Raw genomic sequence first — 15,606 nt, 5'->3', positions numbered from 1 at the left:
ATGCGCAAGCGCCACATCGTCCTGACGCTCTACATCGTCTTCCTCATGCTGCCGATCTACTGGCTGCTCAACATGTCGTTCAAGACGACGAACGAAATTCTTGGCGGGTTCAGCGCCTTCCCGCGCGACTTCACGCTTGACAGCTACCGCACGATCTTCACCGATCCCACCTGGTACAACGCCTACATCAACTCGATCACCTATGTCGTCATCAACACGGTGCTCTCGGTGGCGATAGCGCTTCCCGCGGCCTATGCCTTCTCGCGCTACCGCTTCCTCGGCGACAAGCATCTGTTCTTCTGGCTGCTCTCCAACCGCATGGCGCCCGCGGCGGTCTTCGTCCTTCCCTTTGTCAACCTCTACTCCGCCGTCGGCCTGTTCGACACGCCCTGGGCCGTGGCGCTGGCGCACACGCTCTTCAACATTCCCCTCGCCGTGTGGATCCTCGAGGGCTTCATGTCCGGCGTGCCGAAGGAGCTCGACGAGACAGCCTATGTCGACGGCTACTCATTCCCGTCCTTCTTCGTCAGGATATTCCTTCCCACCATCTCGGCCGGCATCGGCGTTGCGGCCTTCTTCTGTTTCATGTTCTCCTGGGTGGAGATGCTGCTTGCGAAGAACCTCACCTCCGTGGCCGCCAAGCCGATCGTCGCCGTCATGACGAAGACGGCCAGCACGTCCGGATATGAGCTGGGGCTGCTGGCGGCGGCGGGCGTGCTCACCATCATCCCCGGCGCGATCGTCATCTATTTCGTCCGCAACTATATCGCCAAGGGCTTTGCCCTGGGCCGCGTGTGAGAAGGGCCTCAGGATGGAAACGCCAATGATGTTCTCGGCCGAGTGGTGGCAGCAGCCGCTGGGAAGCTGGATGGCGTGGAACCGGGTGACCATCGCCTTCTTCCTCTACCTCTTCGGCTCGATCCTGGCCATGGGCGTGTGGGAATATGTCTCGCCGGGCGGCTCTCCGCGGCGCGGCATCTTCCAGCTTGAGACGACGCGCGGCGACCGCCTGTTCATGACGCATCTGGGAACGGCTTTCATCTTTCTCGGCTGGCTGGCCTTCTTCGGAACGCCCCTGTGGGGCGCGCTTGCCGCCGCCATGATCTGGGCAGTTGTGGTCTTCCGCTGGGTGTGACCCGGCCTAAAGCATGATCCGCAAAAGTGGAACGGCTCTTGCGACAAGATCATGGTCAGGCTTTTGATCTGGCGCATGTTCCGGTCAGGTGAGTCCACCAGACCGGAACATGCGCTGACAGCTGACACGAATGCAATCCGGGAGGTTCATGACGTCCGGCAGGTGGACGGACAGACTGCGGGAAGGAAGCCACGATCCGTGACGATTGGGCCGACGGGGGCGACATGATCGCCGATCGCAAGCGGCCGGGCTTCGGAGCGGCGGCCCGCCGCCTCAGCGCCGGAGCCACTCCGGCAGCCAGGCGCCATGGGCCGCGATGAGGTCATCGACCAGCTGCCAGATCTGGTCAAGGTCGAGTTCGGCTGCGGTGTGCGGGTCCAGCATGGCGGCGTGGTAGACGTGCTCGCGCTTTTCTTCCATCAGTGCCGCGACGGTGAGTTCCTGAACGTTGATATTGGTGCGGATCAGCGCCGTGAGCTGGGGCGGAAGGGCGCCGATGTGGGTGGGCTGGATGCCGCTGGCATCGACGAGGCAGGGCGCTTCCGCCGCGCAATTTGCGGGCAATGACGTGATGCAGCCGTTGTTGCGCAGGTTGCCATAGATCACCGAGGGCTCGCCCGTCCATACGGAATTGAGGATCGAGGAGGCATATTCGTGCGAGGCTTCGACCTGGATGGTTTTCGCCGTGAGCAATTCCTCCGCCTCGGCTGACCAGCGCGCCGCCTGCTCGATGCAGCGCTTCGGATATTCGTCAAGCGGGATGCCGAAGCGTTCGATCAGGTCGTCCCGGCCCTGCTTGATGAAGTAGGGCGTGTATTCGGCGAAGTGCTCCGAACTTTCGGTGACGAAATAGCCCAGCCGCTTCAGCATCTCATAGCGCACCTTGTTGGGGCAGCGCGGGTTCCAGTGCGACGGCTTGGGGAAGCGGCCGTCCTCGTAACCCTGGAGCAGATCGGGATAGAGGTTGCGGTAGCCGCCATCCTTTTGTTTGTGCTCGAAGGCGAGGAAGAATGCCATATGGTTGATGCCGGCGGCGCGGTAGCGGATATCCTCCACCGGAATCCCGAGGTCGCGCGCCAGTTCCCAGGCCGTGCCCTGCACCGAATGGCAAAGGCCCACCTGGCGGACCAGCGGATATTTCTCCGCAATGGCCCAGGTGTTGATGGCCATGGGGTTCACATATTGCAGCATGATGGCGTTGGGGCAGACGGCCAGCATGTCCTCGCAGACCCTCCAGAGGTGCGGCACGGTGCGAAGCCCGCGCATGATGCCGCCAACGCCCAGCGTATCGGCGATGGTCTGGCGCAGGCCGAAGCGCTTCGGCGCCTCGAAGTCCGTCACCGTGCAGGGCTCATAGCCGCCGATCTGGAAGGCGACGATGACGAAATCGGCATTCTCCAGCGCGCGGCGCTGGCTGGCATGGGTTTCGACTTCAGCCTTCACGCCCAGCGAGCGGATGATCTTGCGCGCCACGCGTTCCGACTGGGCCAGGCGCTGCGGGTCGATGTCCATCAGCGCGATGGTGGCGTTCGCCAGCGCCGGGCGCATGAGAATGTCACCCACGATGTTCTTCATGAAGACGGTGGAGCCGGCGCCGATGAAGGCGATGCGGGGTGCGTTTGCCATGGGGCGGAGACTGTGTCCGCTCAGGCCCGAAATCAATCGCGGCCAGCGCCGAATGTTTCCGAAATCATAAGGTCAGGCTGGCCTGGTGATGCGTTCATAAGCCTCGCGGAAGGCGGCGGGGCTCTGGCGGAAGCGCTGGGCGAAGGCGGTGTAGAAGCTCGACAGGGAGTTGAAGCCGCAGTCGAAGGCGATGGTGGCGACCGAGAGGCCGGTGGCGATGAGCATCGACTGCGCCATGTCCAGCCGGTGGCGGGTGATGGCCTGCTTGATGGTGAGTCCCACGCCACGCTTGAACAGCGACATGGCATAGTTGGGGTGAAGCCCCACGGCGCGCGCCACGTCATCGGCCGAGATATCCTCCAGCGCACGCTCGCCGATGAACTGCGCCATCTTCTCCACCTTCACCGCGCGGTCATGGTCATGGCCCAGGTGCCCGGCCTGCGGATTGCGGTGGGCGAGTTCGCGCAGATCGCGCCAGCCTTCGCGCTCCAGCCGCTGAATGCGGGCGGAGAGTTCAATCCTGACGATCTGCTCCAGCTGCGGGTCGCCCGGCAGGAGGTCAGAGCGCCATTGCTGGAAAATGTCGCGGTCATAGGACTTCACGTCGAGCGCCTCGACGACAGCCCCGCGGAAGATGGCGGAGCGCAGCTCGCTCAGCGCGGGGAGCTCGAGGAAGCTTGCCATGGGCACGTAGAGCACGACGAATCGGGCGTCCGCCGAACAGTCCGTCACCTGGTGCGGGATCATGCCCCAGAACAGGGCGAGGCGGCCGGCGGTGAGCTCCATCACCCGCCCGTCGAACCAGTAGGTCATGGCGCCCCCGAGCACGAAATTCAGTTCCACCTGGCTGTGCATGTGCGGACGCGGCATGGGGCGCACTTCCTGGGTGGAGCCGGCGCAGAAGCGGTGATCTCCAAAGACCACGACGGGGTGGCCCCGGTTCAACTCCGGATGGGCCGGAACGCTTTCATCCCGGTAACCGGCCTGTCGCCGCGTGAGCTTCGGCATGATGCTTAGAATTCCGGAAGGAATGAGGGGTGTTCCGGTAGAAACTTGCCGATTATCACGCGCATGGTCAAGCATTCATGACGGCATGAAAAACCGCCGCATGCAGAACGGCTTCGCCGCCAATGGTGGCGGCATTGGGAGGACATTCATGAACATTCTGAAAGGCCTGACAGGCCTTGGCTTCGCCATGGCCCTTTCCGCCGGCACAGCGCTGGCCGGTGAACTCGTCATCAATTCCGACCAGTCGGACCCCGCGCCGAAGAAGGCGATGGAGGAGCTGATTGCCGGCTTCGAGGCCGCCAACCCCGGCATCAAGGTGAAGTGGAACAACTTCGACCATGAGGGCTACAAGGCGGCGATCCGCAACTTCCTCACCGCCGACCCGCCGGACGTTGCGGCCTGGTATGCGGGCAACCGCATGGCGCCCTTCGTCAAGGCCGGGCTGTTCGAACCCGTTGACGACGTCTGGGCCGCCAATGGCTTCAACGACCAGCTGAAGTCAGCCGCCACCTCGATGACCATCGACGGCAAGAAGTGGGGCGTGCCCTACACCTATTATCAGTGGGGCATCTACTACAACAAGGAGGCCTATAAAAAGGCCGGCGCCGAGGCGCCGAAGACCTGGGCCGAGTTCGTTTCGAACTGCGAAAAATTCAAGGCGGCCGGCATCGACTGCCTGACCACCGGCACCAAGGCGTTGTGGCCGGCGGCCGGCATCTTCGATTATCTCAACCTGCGCGTGAACGGCTATGACTTCCACATGGACCTCGCCAACGGCAAGATTCCGTGGACGGATGATCGCGTGAGGGCGGTCTTCGCCGAATGGGCGAAAATCCAGCCCTACACCACCGCGAACCACGCCGCCATCGACTGGCAGGATGCCGCGGCGCTGCTCTCCCAGGGCAAGGCCGCGAACTATGTGATGGGCAACTTCGCCGTGGCCACCTTCAGGGACGGCGGCATGACCAACGACACGCTGGGCTTCATGGTGTTCCCCGAGATCACCCCCGGCGTTCCGCGCGCCGAGGATGCGCCAACCGACACCTTCCACATCCCGTCGGGTGCGAAGAACAAGGAAGACGCCAGGAAGTTCCTCGCCTATCTCGGCTCGCCGGATGCCCAGACCAGGATGAACGCCACGCTGGGCCAGCTTCCCACCAACAACACGTCGTCGGTGGGTGACGATCCCTTCCTCAGGCAGGGCTTCGAGATGCTGTCCACCGCCTATGCGCTGGCGCAGTTCTTCGACCGTGACGCACCGGCCGACATGGCCAAGGCCGGCATGGAAGGTTTCCAGGAATTCATGGTGAAACCGGAGAACCTCGACAAAATTCTGGCCAGGCTCGAGAAGACCCGACAGAAGGTCCACGCCCAGTAAGCAGGATGGCCGGGCTGCCGCGCGGCAACCGGCCTCTCCCTTTCAACTTCACCCGGGGCGCGCGCGGCAATGGCCACACATCGTTCCTCCCGATGGTCTCAGCGGCGGCTTGCGCCGTGGCTGTTCCTTGCCCCGGGTGCTCTTCTCTTCCTGCTCTACGTCATTATCCCCATCGGTCAGTCGGTCTGGATCAGCTTCTATGACTGGGACGGGCTGGGCGCCGCGACGTGGATCGGGCTTCGCAACTACGCGGACCTTCTGGACGACGACAGCTTCTACACCTCGCTGCGGAACAATGTGTGGTGGCTTGTGCTTTATCTCCTCGCCATTCCGGCGGGGCTCGCCATCGCGCTGTTTCTGAACCAGACGGTCACCGGCATCCGGCTTTACAAGTCGCTGTTCTTCTTTCCCTTCGTCATCAGTCAGGTGGTGGTGGGGCTGATCTTCTCGTGGTTCTATGCGCCGGACTTCGGCCTGCTGCCGCGCATCCTCGGTTTCCTCACCGGCACCGAGACAGCGATCCTGGCCGATGAGCGCTACGCCACCTTCGGCATCATCGCGGCGGGCCTGTGGCCGCAGATCGCCTATTGCATGATTCTCTATCTGACGGGTCTCAACAACATCAACCCGGAGCAGGTGGAAGCCGCGCGCATGGACAACGCCAGGGGCTTCGCCATGCTCTGGCACATCGTGCTCCCGCAACTGCGCCCCGCCACCTTCATCGCCCTCGTCGTCACCGTGATCGGCGCGCTGCGTTCCTTCGACCTTGTCTCCATCATGACGGCGGGCGGCCCCTATGGCTCGACGCGCGTCCTCTCCTATTTCATGTATGAGCAGTCGCTCTCCGAATATGGCACGGCCATGGGTTATGGCGCCGCCATCGCGGTTGTCCTCTTCGCCATCATGCTGGTGTTCATCAGCCTGTTCATCACCCGCATGCTGATGCAGGAGAGGAACGCCTGATGTTTCCGCGCCCCATTCAGAAGTCGCCCCCCTGGCTGCAGCTCTCCTACAAGGCGCTGCTGCCTGTCGCGCTCGTCATCTGGCTCCTGCCGCTGATCGGCATCGCCGTAACCTCGGTGCGCCCCTCCTCCGACCTGGCCGCCGGCAATTACTTTGGCTGGCCGTCGCGCTTCGCGGGTGTGGAGAACTATGCCTCGGTGTTCCAGAACTCGAATATCGGCTGGTACATCCTCAACTCCTTCAAGGTCACGATCCCCACGGTGATCGGCGCGGTTGGGCTGTCCTGCCTCACCGGCTTTGCGCTGGCCGTCTACAAATTCCGGCTGAACCTCGCCGTCTTCTTCATGTTCGTCGCCGGCAATTTCGTGCCCTTCCAGATCCTCGCCATCCCCGTGCGCGAGCTGACGCTGAGGCTGGGGCTTTATGACACCATCACCGGCCTTGTGCTGTTCCACGCCGCGTTCCAGACCGGCTTCTGCACGCTGTTCATGCGCAACTTCATCAAGGCGCTGCCCTTCGCCCTGATCGAGAGCGCCAGGGTCGAGGGCGTGAGCGAGTGGAAAATCTTCCGCCACATCGTGCTTCCCCTGATGCGGCCGGCCATCGCGGCCCTCTCCGTGCTGATCTTCACCTTTGTCTGGAACGATTATTTCTGGGCCACCATCATGGCGCAGTCGGCGGATGTGCGGCCCGTCACCGCCGGCATGAACGAGCTCAAGGGCCAGTGGAAGGTGGCCTGGGAGCTGATCACCGCGGCCTCCATCGTGGCGGCCCTGCCGCCGGTCGCCATGTTCTTCCTGATGCAGAAACACTTCATCGCCGGCCTCACGCTCGGCGCCACCAAGGGATGAGACATGGCTGACGTCACCCTCCGCGCCATCACCAAATCCTTCGGCGACGTGAGGATCATCAAGGGCATCGACCTTGAGATCGCCGATGGCGAGTTCTGCGTTTTCGTCGGGCCCTCGGGCTGCGGCAAGTCCACCCTGCTGCGCATGATCGCGGGGCTCGAAGACATCACCTCGGGCTCGCTGTCGATCGGCGGGCGCGAGATGGCGGATGTGGAGCCCGCCGGCCGCGGCGTGGCCATGGTGTTCCAGTCCTATGCGCTCTATCCGCACATGACGGTGAGGGACAACATCAGCTTCGGCCTGCGCATGACGGGCCACAAGCCAGCCGACATCGAAGCGCGGCTGAGGCGCGCGGCGGACATGCTGCAGCTCACCCACCTTCTCGACCGCAAGCCCTCGCAGCTTTCGGGCGGCCAGCGCCAGCGCGTGGCCATCGGCCGCGCCATCGTGCGCGAGCCGCAGGTTTTTCTGTTCGACGAGCCGCTGTCCAATCTCGATGCCGCGCTGCGCGTGCAGATGCGCACCGAGATCGGCAAGCTGCACGCCGATCTCCGCGCCACCATGATCTATGTGACGCATGACCAGGTGGAGGCCATGACCATGGCCGGCAAGATCGTGGTGCTGAACGCCGGCGCGGTCGAGCAGGCCGGTTCGCCGCTGGAGCTCTATCACCGGCCGCGCAACCTCTTCGTCGCCGGTTTCATCGGCAGTCCGAGGATGAACTTCGTCGCCGGAACGGCAGCACCCGCCGCCCATGGCCGCATCGAGGTGGTGCTGGGCGATGGCGCGCGCGTGTTGCTTGACGGGCGCGGGGCAACGGTCACAGCGGCCCAGCCGGTGACGCTGGGCATCCGGCCCGAGCACCTGACGGCCGGCGGCGGCGGGCTTCGCGCCACGGTGCGGCTCGCCGAATACCTCGGCTCGGAGACCATGTTCTACGCCCAGCTCGCCGATGGCAGCGGGATCGCGGTGAAGGCCGACGGGCTGGCCAAGGCGGCGGCAGGCTCCACCCTCGACATCGGCATCAACCCCGCCGCCTGCCACCTGTTCGACAAGGACGGCGTGGCGGTCATCCATGGAGATTTGACAAGGTGAGTCTCGGCGTCTGCTATTACCCCGAACACTGGCCGGAAAGCTGGTGGGAACAGGACGCGCGGCGCATGCGCGGGATCGGCATCGAATTCGTGCGCATCGGCGAGTTCGCCTGGTCGCGCTACGAGCCCGAGCGCGGACGCTTCGACTGGGGCTGGCTCGACCGCGCCATGGACGTGCTCGCGAGGTCCGGCCTAAAGATCGTGCTCGGAACGCCGACCTGCACGCCACCCAAGTGGCTGGTCGATGCCAATCCGGAGATGATCCCCGTGGGCGAAGATGGCCGCCCGCGCGGCTTCGGGTCGCGGCGGCACTACACCTTCTCGTCCAGGGCTTACCTTGAGGAGAGCCGGCGCATTGTCGAGATCCTGTCACGGCGCTATGGCAATCACCCCGGCCTCGTCGGCTGGCAAACCGACAATGAATATGGCTGCCATGACTCGATCCTGTCCTGGAGCGCCACCGACCTCGCAGCCTTCCAGGACTGGCTGCGCCGCAAATATCAGTCGCCCGAGCAGCTGAACGAGGCCTGGGGCAATGTCTTCTGGTCGATGGAGGTCACCCGCTTCGACCAGGTGAGCCTGCCCAACCTCGCGGTGACGGAGACCAACCCCGCCGCGCGGCTGGACTTCTGGCGCTTCCATTCGGAGCAGGTGGCGGCCTATGACGCCATGCAGTGCGGGATCATCCGCGCCCATTCGCCCGGCCGCTGGATCACCCACAACTTCATGGGTTTCTTCAATGATTTCGACCACTGGGCGGTGGGCGACAACCTCGATCTTGCCTCGTGGGACTCCTATCCCATCGGCTTCGTCGAGCGCTTTCCTTTCTCCGAAGCGGAAAAGAACCGCTGGGCGCTGACGTCCCACCCGGACATCGCGCCCTTCCACCATGACCTCTACCGCGGCGTGGGCCATGGCCGCTTCTGGGTGATGGAGCAGCAGCCGGGCCCGGTGAACTGGGCCCCGTGGAACCCGGCGCCCAAGCCCGGCATGGTGCGGCTGTGGACGTGGGAGGCGCTTGCCCATGGAGCGGAAGTGGTGAGCTATTTCCGCTGGCGCCAGGCCATTTTCGCGCAAGAGCAAATGCATGCCGGGCTTAACTTGCCGGGCCTCCATGAACTGTCGCAAGGGGGGCGCGAGGCCCAAACGGTTGGAGGAGAGTTGAAGGCCGTGGGCGCACTGCTCGCGACGGGGAAAGCGCCGGTGGCGATCGTTTATGATTACGAATCCTCGTGGATCACCCGCATTCAGCCGCAGGGCGCGGACTTCCGTTATCATGAACTGGTCTTCCGCTGGTACGAAGGCGTGCGGCGGCTGGGGCTGGATGTTGACTTCGTGCGGCCCGGCGCATCGCTGGAAGGCTACCGGCTGGTGCTCGTGCCCAGTCTGCTTTCCGTGAGCGAACAAGCGGAGAAGGCCTTCGCCGCCGCCGGCGGCATCCTGCTCTATGGCCCGCGCACCGGCTCCAAGACGCGCAGCTATGGCATTCCACCCAGCCTTCCGCCGGGACCGCTGGCCGCGCGGACGAAGCTGCGGGTTCTGGAAGTGTCCTCGCTGCGGCCCGGCCTCGGCGCGCGCGTGACAGGGCTGGTGCAGGGCGAGGCGCAGCGCTGGCGCGATTACGTTGAGGCACAGGGTGCCGACGTCCTGGCCCGCTTCGCCGACGGCGGCCCGGCTTTGCTGGCAGCGGGGCGGAACCATTATCTTGCCTGCTGGCCCGATGAGGCACTGCTGCACGCCACGCTGAAGCTCGCCTGCGGCAAGGCCGGGATCGAAACGCTCGACCTGCCGGAGGCCATCCGCCTCCGGCGGCGCGGCGGCCTGCTCTTCGCCTTCAACTATGGCGAGGAGAGCTGGCGCGTGCCGGGAACGCATGTGGCCGTTCTGGGCAGCGCCACGGTGCCGCCGCAGGGCGTGGCGGTGCTGCGCGCCTAGAGTATCCGCAAAAGTGGAACCGCCTTTGCGATAAGATCATGCTCAAGATATTGATCTGGCGCATGTTCCTGCCGGTCAGGTGAGGCAACCTGACCGGAACATGCGCTATGAGCCGGGGCCGTTGTCTGCCATAGAGTGTCCTGACCCGGCCAGATTCGAACCCGAGGACCATGCGCGTGAGGAGCACCGCGTCCGCAACCATACCGGTGCTGGTGTGCACGCTGGCGATCTTCCTGCTCTCCGCCATGGACGCGGGCATGAAGTCGCTGGTGCTTGCGGCGGGCGTCTATAACATTGTGCTGTGGCGCAGCCTGCTGGCGACAATCGCGTCCGCCGTCGGCTGGGCGGTGAAGTCACGCGTGCGTCCGGACAAGAGGGCGATGCGGCTTCATGCCCTGCGCGCGGCGATCATCGGCATCGTGCTTGTCACCTTTTTCTGGGGCCTGGCGCGGCTTCCGCTCGCGGAAGCCATCGGGCTCAGCTTTATCGCGCCGCTCTTTGCCCTGTTCCTCGCGGCTTTGCTGCTGGGCGAGCGGATCCGCGCCCAGGCGGCGTGGGCGGCGGTGCTGGGCTTTGCCGGCGTCGCGGTGATCGTGGCGGGCCAGTTCGGCGGCGCGGCCTATTCGCCGGACACACTGCCCGGCACGCTGTCCATCCTGGTCTCGGCCGTCTTTTACGGTTTCAACCTGGTGCTCACGCGCAAGCAGGCGCAGATTGCCAAGCCCATCGACATCATGTTCTTCCAGAACCTCTGCCTGCTGATCATCATGAGCCTTGCTTCGCCCTGGCTTGCCAGCCTGCTGCCGCGTGACTGCTGGCTGCCGCTGGTGGGGGTGACGGCCCTGTCGCTGACGGGCCAATATCTGATGAGCTGGTCCTATGCGCGGGCCGAGGCGCAATACCTGATCAGCACCGAATACACGGCCTTCATCTGGGCCATCGCGCTGGGCTGGTTCTTCTTCGGCGAAACCGTGTCATGGCAGACGCTGGCCGGGGCGGGTCTCATCATCGCCAGCTGCTGGATCGCCGCGCGGGCCGGCCTGCGGCCTGCCCAAGGCTGAGCATGATCCAGCACTTCCCGCAGCAGAAAAACGGGTGGGCCGACCGGGCGCAGGGCAGCGGCATTTGCCGGGTCTGGCGCAGGTTGCGCCGGGGAAGGTGGCCGGTTTGCCGCAGCCCGCGGCGGCGGCCATCCGGTCAACTTAGCAGAAGCTTTCGGAGCTTGGCCTGCCGCATCTCCGCGGCCTCGCCATAGCTGATCGTTCCGCTGAACCTGCCGCTGCTGTCAAAGAGGAAGATGCTGGCGGTGTGATCCATGGTGTAGCCGCCATCGTTCGTCGGCACCCTGGCATAATAGACGCGGAAGTCCGGCGCGAGCTGCTTCAGCTGGTCCTCGGTGGGAACCAGGGCCTCGATGCGCGGATCGAAATTGGCGACATAGTCCTTCATCGCTTCCAGCGTGTCGCGCTCCGGATCGACGGTGATGAAGAACACGCGGAAGTCCTTCGCCACATCGCCCAAAGCGGCGAGGCTGTTGCTCATCTCGTAGAGCGTGGTGGGGCAAACCTCGGGGCAATGCGTGAAACCAAAGAAAACCGCATAGGGTTTGCCCGCCAGCTTCTTCGAATCGACCACGCCACCCCTGGAGGAGGCCAGCACGAAGGGACCTCCGATCTCGAAAACGGAGGATTGGTTAGGGCCGCGCAGCAGGTCATCCGCGAACCATGCCGCGGCGCCCGCCACCAGAATGCTCGCCACGGCGGCGATGAGAATTGCGCGCTTGTTTTTCAATTTCATGCCCTCGTTCCGGAAGAACGGGAGGGTGCAGCCCTCCCGTCCGCGTTTCGTGCAGCACCGTCAGTGCATGTCGCTCATATCGCCGCCGGGTGCCGCCACTTCATAATTGACGCTCACCGTGCCGGCCTTTTCGAAGGTCAGCGTGCCGGAGAATTCCTCGCCCTCCATCACCTGCTGCCTCAGCCCGGTGAACATGATGTGCAGGCCCTTTGGCCTGAGCTTCACCGTGGCCCCGGCGGGAATGACGATGCCGTCAGGAAGTTCTTCCATCCTCATCACGTCGCCCGCCATCCTCATGTCGTGAATTTGCGCGCTGGCGCTGATCTCCGAGGTGGCCCTGACGAGGCGGTCATCCTCCTTGCCGGTGTTGGCGATGGTCATGTAGCCCGCGGCCACATCCGCCGCCCTGGGGGATTGGCGCGACCAGGGATGATGGATCACGATGTTTCCGAGCTTGATCTCATGCGCATCGCCGGGTGCGATGCCGATCGCGGACGCAAGCGTCAGCGCTGATGCGAAGACAGTCTGTTTGAACAATGACATATGCGGGTCTCCTTGCGGCGGCGCAGGACCGGCATGGGGTTCACGCTTGCCGCGATATTGAAGTGGAGTGGGTGTGCGGGCTTCTCCCGGCATGGCGGGAGAAGCCCGGTTCAGGAGAGGGCAGGCGGCCCGCGCGGCGGGTTTGCGGCGGTAAGCGCATGAGGTGGCCGTCCCAGCGCAGCTGCGGCAAGGGCCTGCGGCATGCCGCTGTGGCGCGGCGCGTGAGCGAAGGCAGGCGATCCATTGTCGGAGCTGGGGCCGCAGCCGGGGCAATGGCTGGCGCACAGCACGCAGTGGTCATGCGCCGTTTGATGAGGCAGGCGGTCTGGCCGCTGCGGCGCGTCCTCGCCGCAACCGGACATCAGGAGATCGCGGTCAAGCGCGGCGGATGCCGAAAGCGCCGGTTGCGGCAGCACGGCGATGAGCGTGGGCAAGATCAGCGTCAGCGCCACCGCACGGGCGAGCCAGCGGCGCATGTTCCGGACGCTTGCCAAAATCTCCCCGCGCATGACGCCAGTTTACCCGCCGCGGCCGCGGCTGTCCATGCCTGCAAGGTCGCAGGCGTGGTTCAGGCCCCGGCCAGCGCCGAGAGGGCGCGCAGGAGCTGGCCGTGGTGTGCGCCCGGAGCGGCGAGCGCCTGCGTCAGTTCAGGGTTCTGGAAGACCACGATCAGGGCTGAAACGACGACAGCCGCCACCGTCCGGCGCACCCATTTGCTCGAGAAGAACAGCGCGATGGCGATGGCGGAGAGGATGCGGAAGGGAAGTCCGATCATGAGCGCGCGTTCCGGTTACTTGCTGGCCGTGCCGGCAATGGCCGCACCCGGCGGGCGGGCCGGTTCGAGCGATACCCATTTGCGCGGGTCCTGCGCCGACTGGCGCTTCAGCATCGCGTAGCCCGTGTCGCCCCAGGGGCGGATATCGTTGCGGCGGTTGTCGAGGATGTAATCGCCCGCCGCGGCGGTGAGGGTGAGGACGGCATGGCCTTCGCCATGCTCGTCCAGCACCACGGTGATGCGCAGCGCCTCTTCCGGAATGCCCTTGGACATCAGGATCTTCTTTTTCAGCAGCACCACGTCCTCGCAGTCGCCTGCGTCGGTCGGGATCGTCCAGTATTCGGCGGTGCCATAAAGCGTCTCGTCGGTGACGGGGGCGATGGCGCCGTTGACGAAGGCGTTGACCATGCGCACCAGGAGCCACTTTTCCCCGGTCATCGCAACACGCCGGCTGCGCGAACCGTCCGGCTGGCAGTTTTCGGGGCTGCGCTGGCAGAATTCGACGAAGCCGATGGGCGGCAGGGTCTCGGAATATTCACGGGCGAAGGCGGAGAGCTTCTGGTTGCTGCTGGCCAACGACGGGCTGATGAATGTCAGAAGGCAACCCAGCAGCAGCGCCGTCCCCCATGCGATCTTCCCCATCCCCGTTCCCCAGCCATATCGTTAATATGGCGTAAATATGCCTTGGGGCGGGGTCACCGGCAATCGTAAACGAAAAGTTAAGTTAACGGCGGGGCGGGACAGACACGATCGCATTGCACTACCTGCCCGATCAGCAGTTCGAGCAGCGGATCATCCGCGACCAGGGCCTCGGCGGGGGTCATTGCTGCCCGGGCTGCAGGCTTGCCACCACCTTCTTCTTGGCCACGTCGCTCTCGCGCGAATTATAGGCCACCTGGCGGCTCGCCGCGAATTTGTCCTCGATGCGGCGGATGTAATTGTCGAGATTGTGGTCCTTCAGGTCCGCCACGTGCAGGTCGCGCCAGAATTCGCCGTAGCTGAGTTCGGTCGCCACCGGGCCGGGCAGGTAGACGTAGTCCGGGCCTTCCAGCAGGATGACCTCGGGGCCCACATGCTCGTAGCGGCCATACTTTTTGCTGCCCATCATGCCGGGCGGCAGCAGCGGCACAAGGTCATTCTCGTCAACCACCCGCAGCAACGGCAGGAAGCCCAGCTGCTTGACGCCATCGGACGTGGTGAAACGCGGCTGTCCGTAGGTGTGGATCTTGTCCACCTTGTAGCCGTCCTCGATCATATAGACGCCGAGGATGGCCGCCACCGCGCCGCCCAGGGAATGGCCGACGACATAGGTCCGATAGCCTTTCCTGAGATGAGGCTGGGCATCCTCCCACACGGCGCGGGCATCAAGGTCGAAGCCGGAGTGGACGGGGATCTTGGTGGCGCGGTCGGACCGCACCCTGGTGTCGAAATCTTCCCTCAGCGTGGTGTCGTCCGTGGTGCCGCGCACAGTGATGTACTGGACCTTGGCCTTGTCGTCCCGCTCGATAAAATATTGCACGTCACGTCCGCCCGGCGTGGCCACGCGGACCGTCTTCGGATAACCGGCACGGATCGCGGCGGGGGTGGCATAGGCGGCCTTGGCGCGCTTGGCATCGGCATCCAACGACTGGAAGTCGACTTTTTCCCGGACCACCTCCGACCCCAGCGTCTGGAGTTCGCCCTTCGGCAGGCTGGCGCAGCCCGCCAGCAGGCTCACGCAAATGGCGACCGCCGCCGCGCGCAGGGAAAATCGCGGCATCGCGCTGAGTGCCTTGGAAAAATGCAACGCCGTCAAGTCTCCAGTCCGGTCACGGCCCCCCGGGCGCGAGGTTAAAGCATGATCCGCAAAAGTGGAACCGCTTTTGCGACAAGATCATGCTCAAGCTTTCAATCTGGCGCGTGATCATTTCTGGGCAAGGTCGGTGCGGCGGAACTTCAGCAACTCGCCGTCCGTCCCCTTGGCAACATACCAGCCGCCCTGCCGGCTGATGCGGCCGCACTTGGCCTCGCCCCTGGTCCACTTGTCGAAGGAGACGCAGAGTGCCGCACCCTGCATATACCAGCGGCCGGTGTCCTGCTGGCCATAGGCAAAGCCGGTGATGGAGCCGCCGCGGGCGCCGGTGAAGCTGACGCGGTAACCTCTCACCTGGGCCTCGAACTGGCCGGGAAACAGCTTGGCCACCTCGGAGCGGGCCAGCGGCGCCGCATTGGCAAGGCCGGCGAGGGGCAGGGTGGAGGCAACAATCAGGCTTGCCGCAAGAGCGGTGCGAATGTTCATGTGCCGGAGCCCCTTGGTTGCGGCAAGCCCTGGCCCCCTGGCCGCTTGCCCGTTGCGTGCGGACCCGCCTATGGCAGCCCGGTGTGGTCGAAATGTGGGGGGATCGTGGCGTGCGGTCTTTTTGGTGAGGGTCAGGCATGACGGCAAATCAACTCTCTAGAGCGGCGGGCGGTCATGCAGAATCGGGGTCTTTTCCCTCCCCCTTGTGGGGAGGGATTAAGGG

At 64.5% G+C, this 15,606-nt stretch carries 17 protein-coding genes; 8 read left to right on the top strand and 9 right to left on the bottom strand.

What is annotated here, in order from left to right:
* Both IOC69_RS04275 and IOC69_RS04270 read left to right on the top strand, forming a co-directional pair.
* Window positions 1-798, top strand: coding sequence for a carbohydrate ABC transporter permease (locus IOC69_RS04275; RefSeq protein WP_290542293.1), 798 nt, complete (start codon window positions 1-3; stop codon window positions 796-798).
* Window positions 799-823: 25 nt separating this feature from the next.
* Window positions 824-1,135 carry a DUF2160 family membrane protein gene (locus IOC69_RS04270; RefSeq protein WP_290542292.1) on the top strand — a complete coding sequence of 104 codons (312 nt, stop codon included), beginning with the start codon at window positions 824-826 and terminating at the stop codon, window positions 1,133-1,135.
* A gap of 273 nt (window positions 1,136-1,408) precedes the next feature.
* Here IOC69_RS04270 and IOC69_RS04265 read toward each other — a convergent pair whose 3' ends face one another.
* Together IOC69_RS04265 and IOC69_RS04260 are read right to left on the bottom strand one after the other, a co-directional pair.
* On the bottom strand, window positions 1,409-2,761 hold the full coding sequence (locus tag IOC69_RS04265; protein ID WP_290542291.1) for an alpha-glucosidase/alpha-galactosidase: 1,353 nt from the start codon (window positions 2,759-2,761) through the stop codon (window positions 1,409-1,411).
* Between the two features lie 72 nt (window positions 2,762-2,833).
* Window positions 2,834-3,769: a helix-turn-helix domain-containing protein gene (locus IOC69_RS04260; RefSeq protein ID WP_290542290.1), complete on the bottom strand. Its 936-nt coding sequence runs from the start codon at window positions 3,767-3,769 to the stop codon at window positions 2,834-2,836.
* A 148-nt stretch (window positions 3,770-3,917) separates the two neighbouring features.
* Between IOC69_RS04260 and IOC69_RS04255 the strand changes: the two genes are divergently transcribed.
* The 6 genes from IOC69_RS04255 (at window position 3,918) to IOC69_RS04230 (ending at window position 11,051) form a co-directional block, all read left to right on the top strand.
* Entirely contained in the window at window positions 3,918-5,147 is a 1,230-nt protein-coding gene (locus IOC69_RS04255; protein ID WP_290542289.1) for an extracellular solute-binding protein, read from the top strand.
* 69 nt (window positions 5,148-5,216) lie between these two features.
* Window positions 5,217-6,110: a carbohydrate ABC transporter permease gene (locus IOC69_RS04250; RefSeq protein WP_290542288.1), complete on the top strand. Its 894-nt coding sequence runs from the start codon at window positions 5,217-5,219 to the stop codon at window positions 6,108-6,110.
* Window positions 6,110-6,961 carry a carbohydrate ABC transporter permease gene (locus IOC69_RS04245; RefSeq protein WP_290542287.1) on the top strand — a complete coding sequence of 284 codons (852 nt, stop codon included), beginning with the start codon at window positions 6,110-6,112 and terminating at the stop codon, window positions 6,959-6,961. The genes IOC69_RS04250 and IOC69_RS04245 overlap by 1 nt, the downstream gene beginning before the upstream one ends.
* 3 nt (window positions 6,962-6,964) lie before the next feature.
* Window positions 6,965-8,056, top strand: a complete 1,092-nt coding sequence (gene ugpC, locus IOC69_RS04240; protein ID WP_290542286.1) for a sn-glycerol-3-phosphate ABC transporter ATP-binding protein UgpC — start codon at window positions 6,965-6,967, stop codon at window positions 8,054-8,056.
* Window positions 8,053-9,990, top strand: coding sequence for a beta-galactosidase (locus tag IOC69_RS04235; protein WP_290542285.1), 1,938 nt, complete (start codon window positions 8,053-8,055; stop codon window positions 9,988-9,990). Before ugpC ends, IOC69_RS04235 begins: the two co-directional genes overlap by 4 nt.
* Window positions 9,991-10,160: 170 nt before the next feature.
* Window positions 10,161-11,051: a DMT family transporter gene (locus IOC69_RS04230; protein WP_290542284.1), complete on the top strand. Its 891-nt coding sequence runs from the start codon at window positions 10,161-10,163 to the stop codon at window positions 11,049-11,051.
* Between the two features lie 136 nt (window positions 11,052-11,187).
* Here IOC69_RS04230 and IOC69_RS04225 read toward each other — a convergent pair whose 3' ends face one another.
* From IOC69_RS04225 to IOC69_RS04195, 7 genes are all read right to left on the bottom strand, one after another.
* Window positions 11,188-11,787 (bottom strand): SCO family protein, encoded by a 600-nt coding sequence (locus tag IOC69_RS04225; protein WP_290542283.1) that lies wholly within the window; start codon window positions 11,785-11,787, stop codon window positions 11,188-11,190.
* A gap of 60 nt (window positions 11,788-11,847) precedes the next feature.
* On the bottom strand, window positions 11,848-12,330 hold the full coding sequence (locus IOC69_RS04220; RefSeq protein WP_290542282.1) for a copper chaperone PCu(A)C: 483 nt from the start codon (window positions 12,328-12,330) through the stop codon (window positions 11,848-11,850).
* A 110-nt stretch (window positions 12,331-12,440) separates the two neighbouring features.
* Window positions 12,441-12,806: a hypothetical protein gene (locus IOC69_RS04215; protein ID WP_290542281.1), complete on the bottom strand. Its 366-nt coding sequence runs from the start codon at window positions 12,804-12,806 to the stop codon at window positions 12,441-12,443.
* Window positions 12,807-12,898: 92 nt separating this feature from the next.
* Window positions 12,899-13,105, bottom strand: coding sequence for a hypothetical protein (locus IOC69_RS04210; RefSeq protein ID WP_290542280.1), 207 nt, complete (start codon window positions 13,103-13,105; stop codon window positions 12,899-12,901).
* Between the two features lie 15 nt (window positions 13,106-13,120).
* Window positions 13,121-13,747 (bottom strand): transglutaminase-like cysteine peptidase, encoded by a 627-nt coding sequence (locus IOC69_RS04205; RefSeq protein ID WP_290542279.1) that lies wholly within the window; start codon window positions 13,745-13,747, stop codon window positions 13,121-13,123.
* A 178-nt stretch (window positions 13,748-13,925) separates the two neighbouring features.
* Window positions 13,926-14,864 carry a lipase family protein gene (locus IOC69_RS04200; protein ID WP_290542278.1) on the bottom strand — a complete coding sequence of 313 codons (939 nt, stop codon included), beginning with the start codon at window positions 14,862-14,864 and terminating at the stop codon, window positions 13,926-13,928.
* Between the two features lie 144 nt (window positions 14,865-15,008).
* The gene (locus IOC69_RS04195; protein ID WP_290542277.1) at window positions 15,009-15,383 is read right to left on the bottom strand and encodes a hypothetical protein; all 375 of its coding nucleotides are present in this window, start codon (window positions 15,381-15,383) and stop codon (window positions 15,009-15,011) included.
* Window positions 15,384-15,606 lie beyond the last annotated feature (223 nt).

The organism is Aestuariivirga sp. (genome assembly GCF_020252405.1).
In the GTDB taxonomy this organism is placed as follows: domain Bacteria; phylum Pseudomonadota; class Alphaproteobacteria; order Rhizobiales; family Aestuariivirgaceae; genus Aestuariivirga.
This window is presented reverse-complemented; position numbering and strand designations above follow the sequence as displayed.

Bases quoted from the DNA above. Each gene is read 5' to 3' on its own strand.
- IOC69_RS04275 (WP_290542293.1), top strand. From the start codon at position 1: ATGCGCAAGCGCCACATCGTCCTGACGCTCTACATCGTCTTCCTCATG.
- IOC69_RS04270 (WP_290542292.1), top strand. From the start codon at position 824: ATGATGTTCTCGGCCGAGTGGTGGCAGCAGCCGCTGGGAAGCTGGATG.
- IOC69_RS04265 (WP_290542291.1), bottom strand. From the start codon at position 2,761: ATGGCAAACGCACCCCGCATCGCCTTCATCGGCGCCGGCTCCACCGTC.
- IOC69_RS04260 (WP_290542290.1), bottom strand. From the start codon at position 3,769: ATGCCGAAGCTCACGCGGCGACAGGCCGGTTACCGGGATGAAAGCGTT.
- IOC69_RS04255 (WP_290542289.1), top strand. From the start codon at position 3,918: ATGAACATTCTGAAAGGCCTGACAGGCCTTGGCTTCGCCATGGCCCTT.
- IOC69_RS04250 (WP_290542288.1), top strand. From the start codon at position 5,217: ATGGCCACACATCGTTCCTCCCGATGGTCTCAGCGGCGGCTTGCGCCG.
- IOC69_RS04245 (WP_290542287.1), top strand. From the start codon at position 6,110: ATGTTTCCGCGCCCCATTCAGAAGTCGCCCCCCTGGCTGCAGCTCTCC.
- ugpC (WP_290542286.1), top strand. From the start codon at position 6,965: ATGGCTGACGTCACCCTCCGCGCCATCACCAAATCCTTCGGCGACGTG.
- IOC69_RS04230 (WP_290542284.1), top strand. From the start codon at position 10,161: ATGCGCGTGAGGAGCACCGCGTCCGCAACCATACCGGTGCTGGTGTGC.
- IOC69_RS04225 (WP_290542283.1), bottom strand. From the start codon at position 11,787: ATGAAATTGAAAAACAAGCGCGCAATTCTCATCGCCGCCGTGGCGAGC.
- IOC69_RS04220 (WP_290542282.1), bottom strand. From the start codon at position 12,330: ATGTCATTGTTCAAACAGACTGTCTTCGCATCAGCGCTGACGCTTGCG.
- IOC69_RS04215 (WP_290542281.1), bottom strand. From the start codon at position 12,806: ATGCGCCGCTGGCTCGCCCGTGCGGTGGCGCTGACGCTGATCTTGCCC.
- IOC69_RS04210 (WP_290542280.1), bottom strand. From the start codon at position 13,105: ATGATCGGACTTCCCTTCCGCATCCTCTCCGCCATCGCCATCGCGCTG.
- IOC69_RS04205 (WP_290542279.1), bottom strand. From the start codon at position 13,747: ATGGGGAAGATCGCATGGGGGACGGCGCTGCTGCTGGGTTGCCTTCTG.
- IOC69_RS04200 (WP_290542278.1), bottom strand. From the start codon at position 14,864: ATGCCGCGATTTTCCCTGCGCGCGGCGGCGGTCGCCATTTGCGTGAGC.
- IOC69_RS04195 (WP_290542277.1), bottom strand. From the start codon at position 15,383: ATGAACATTCGCACCGCTCTTGCGGCAAGCCTGATTGTTGCCTCCACC.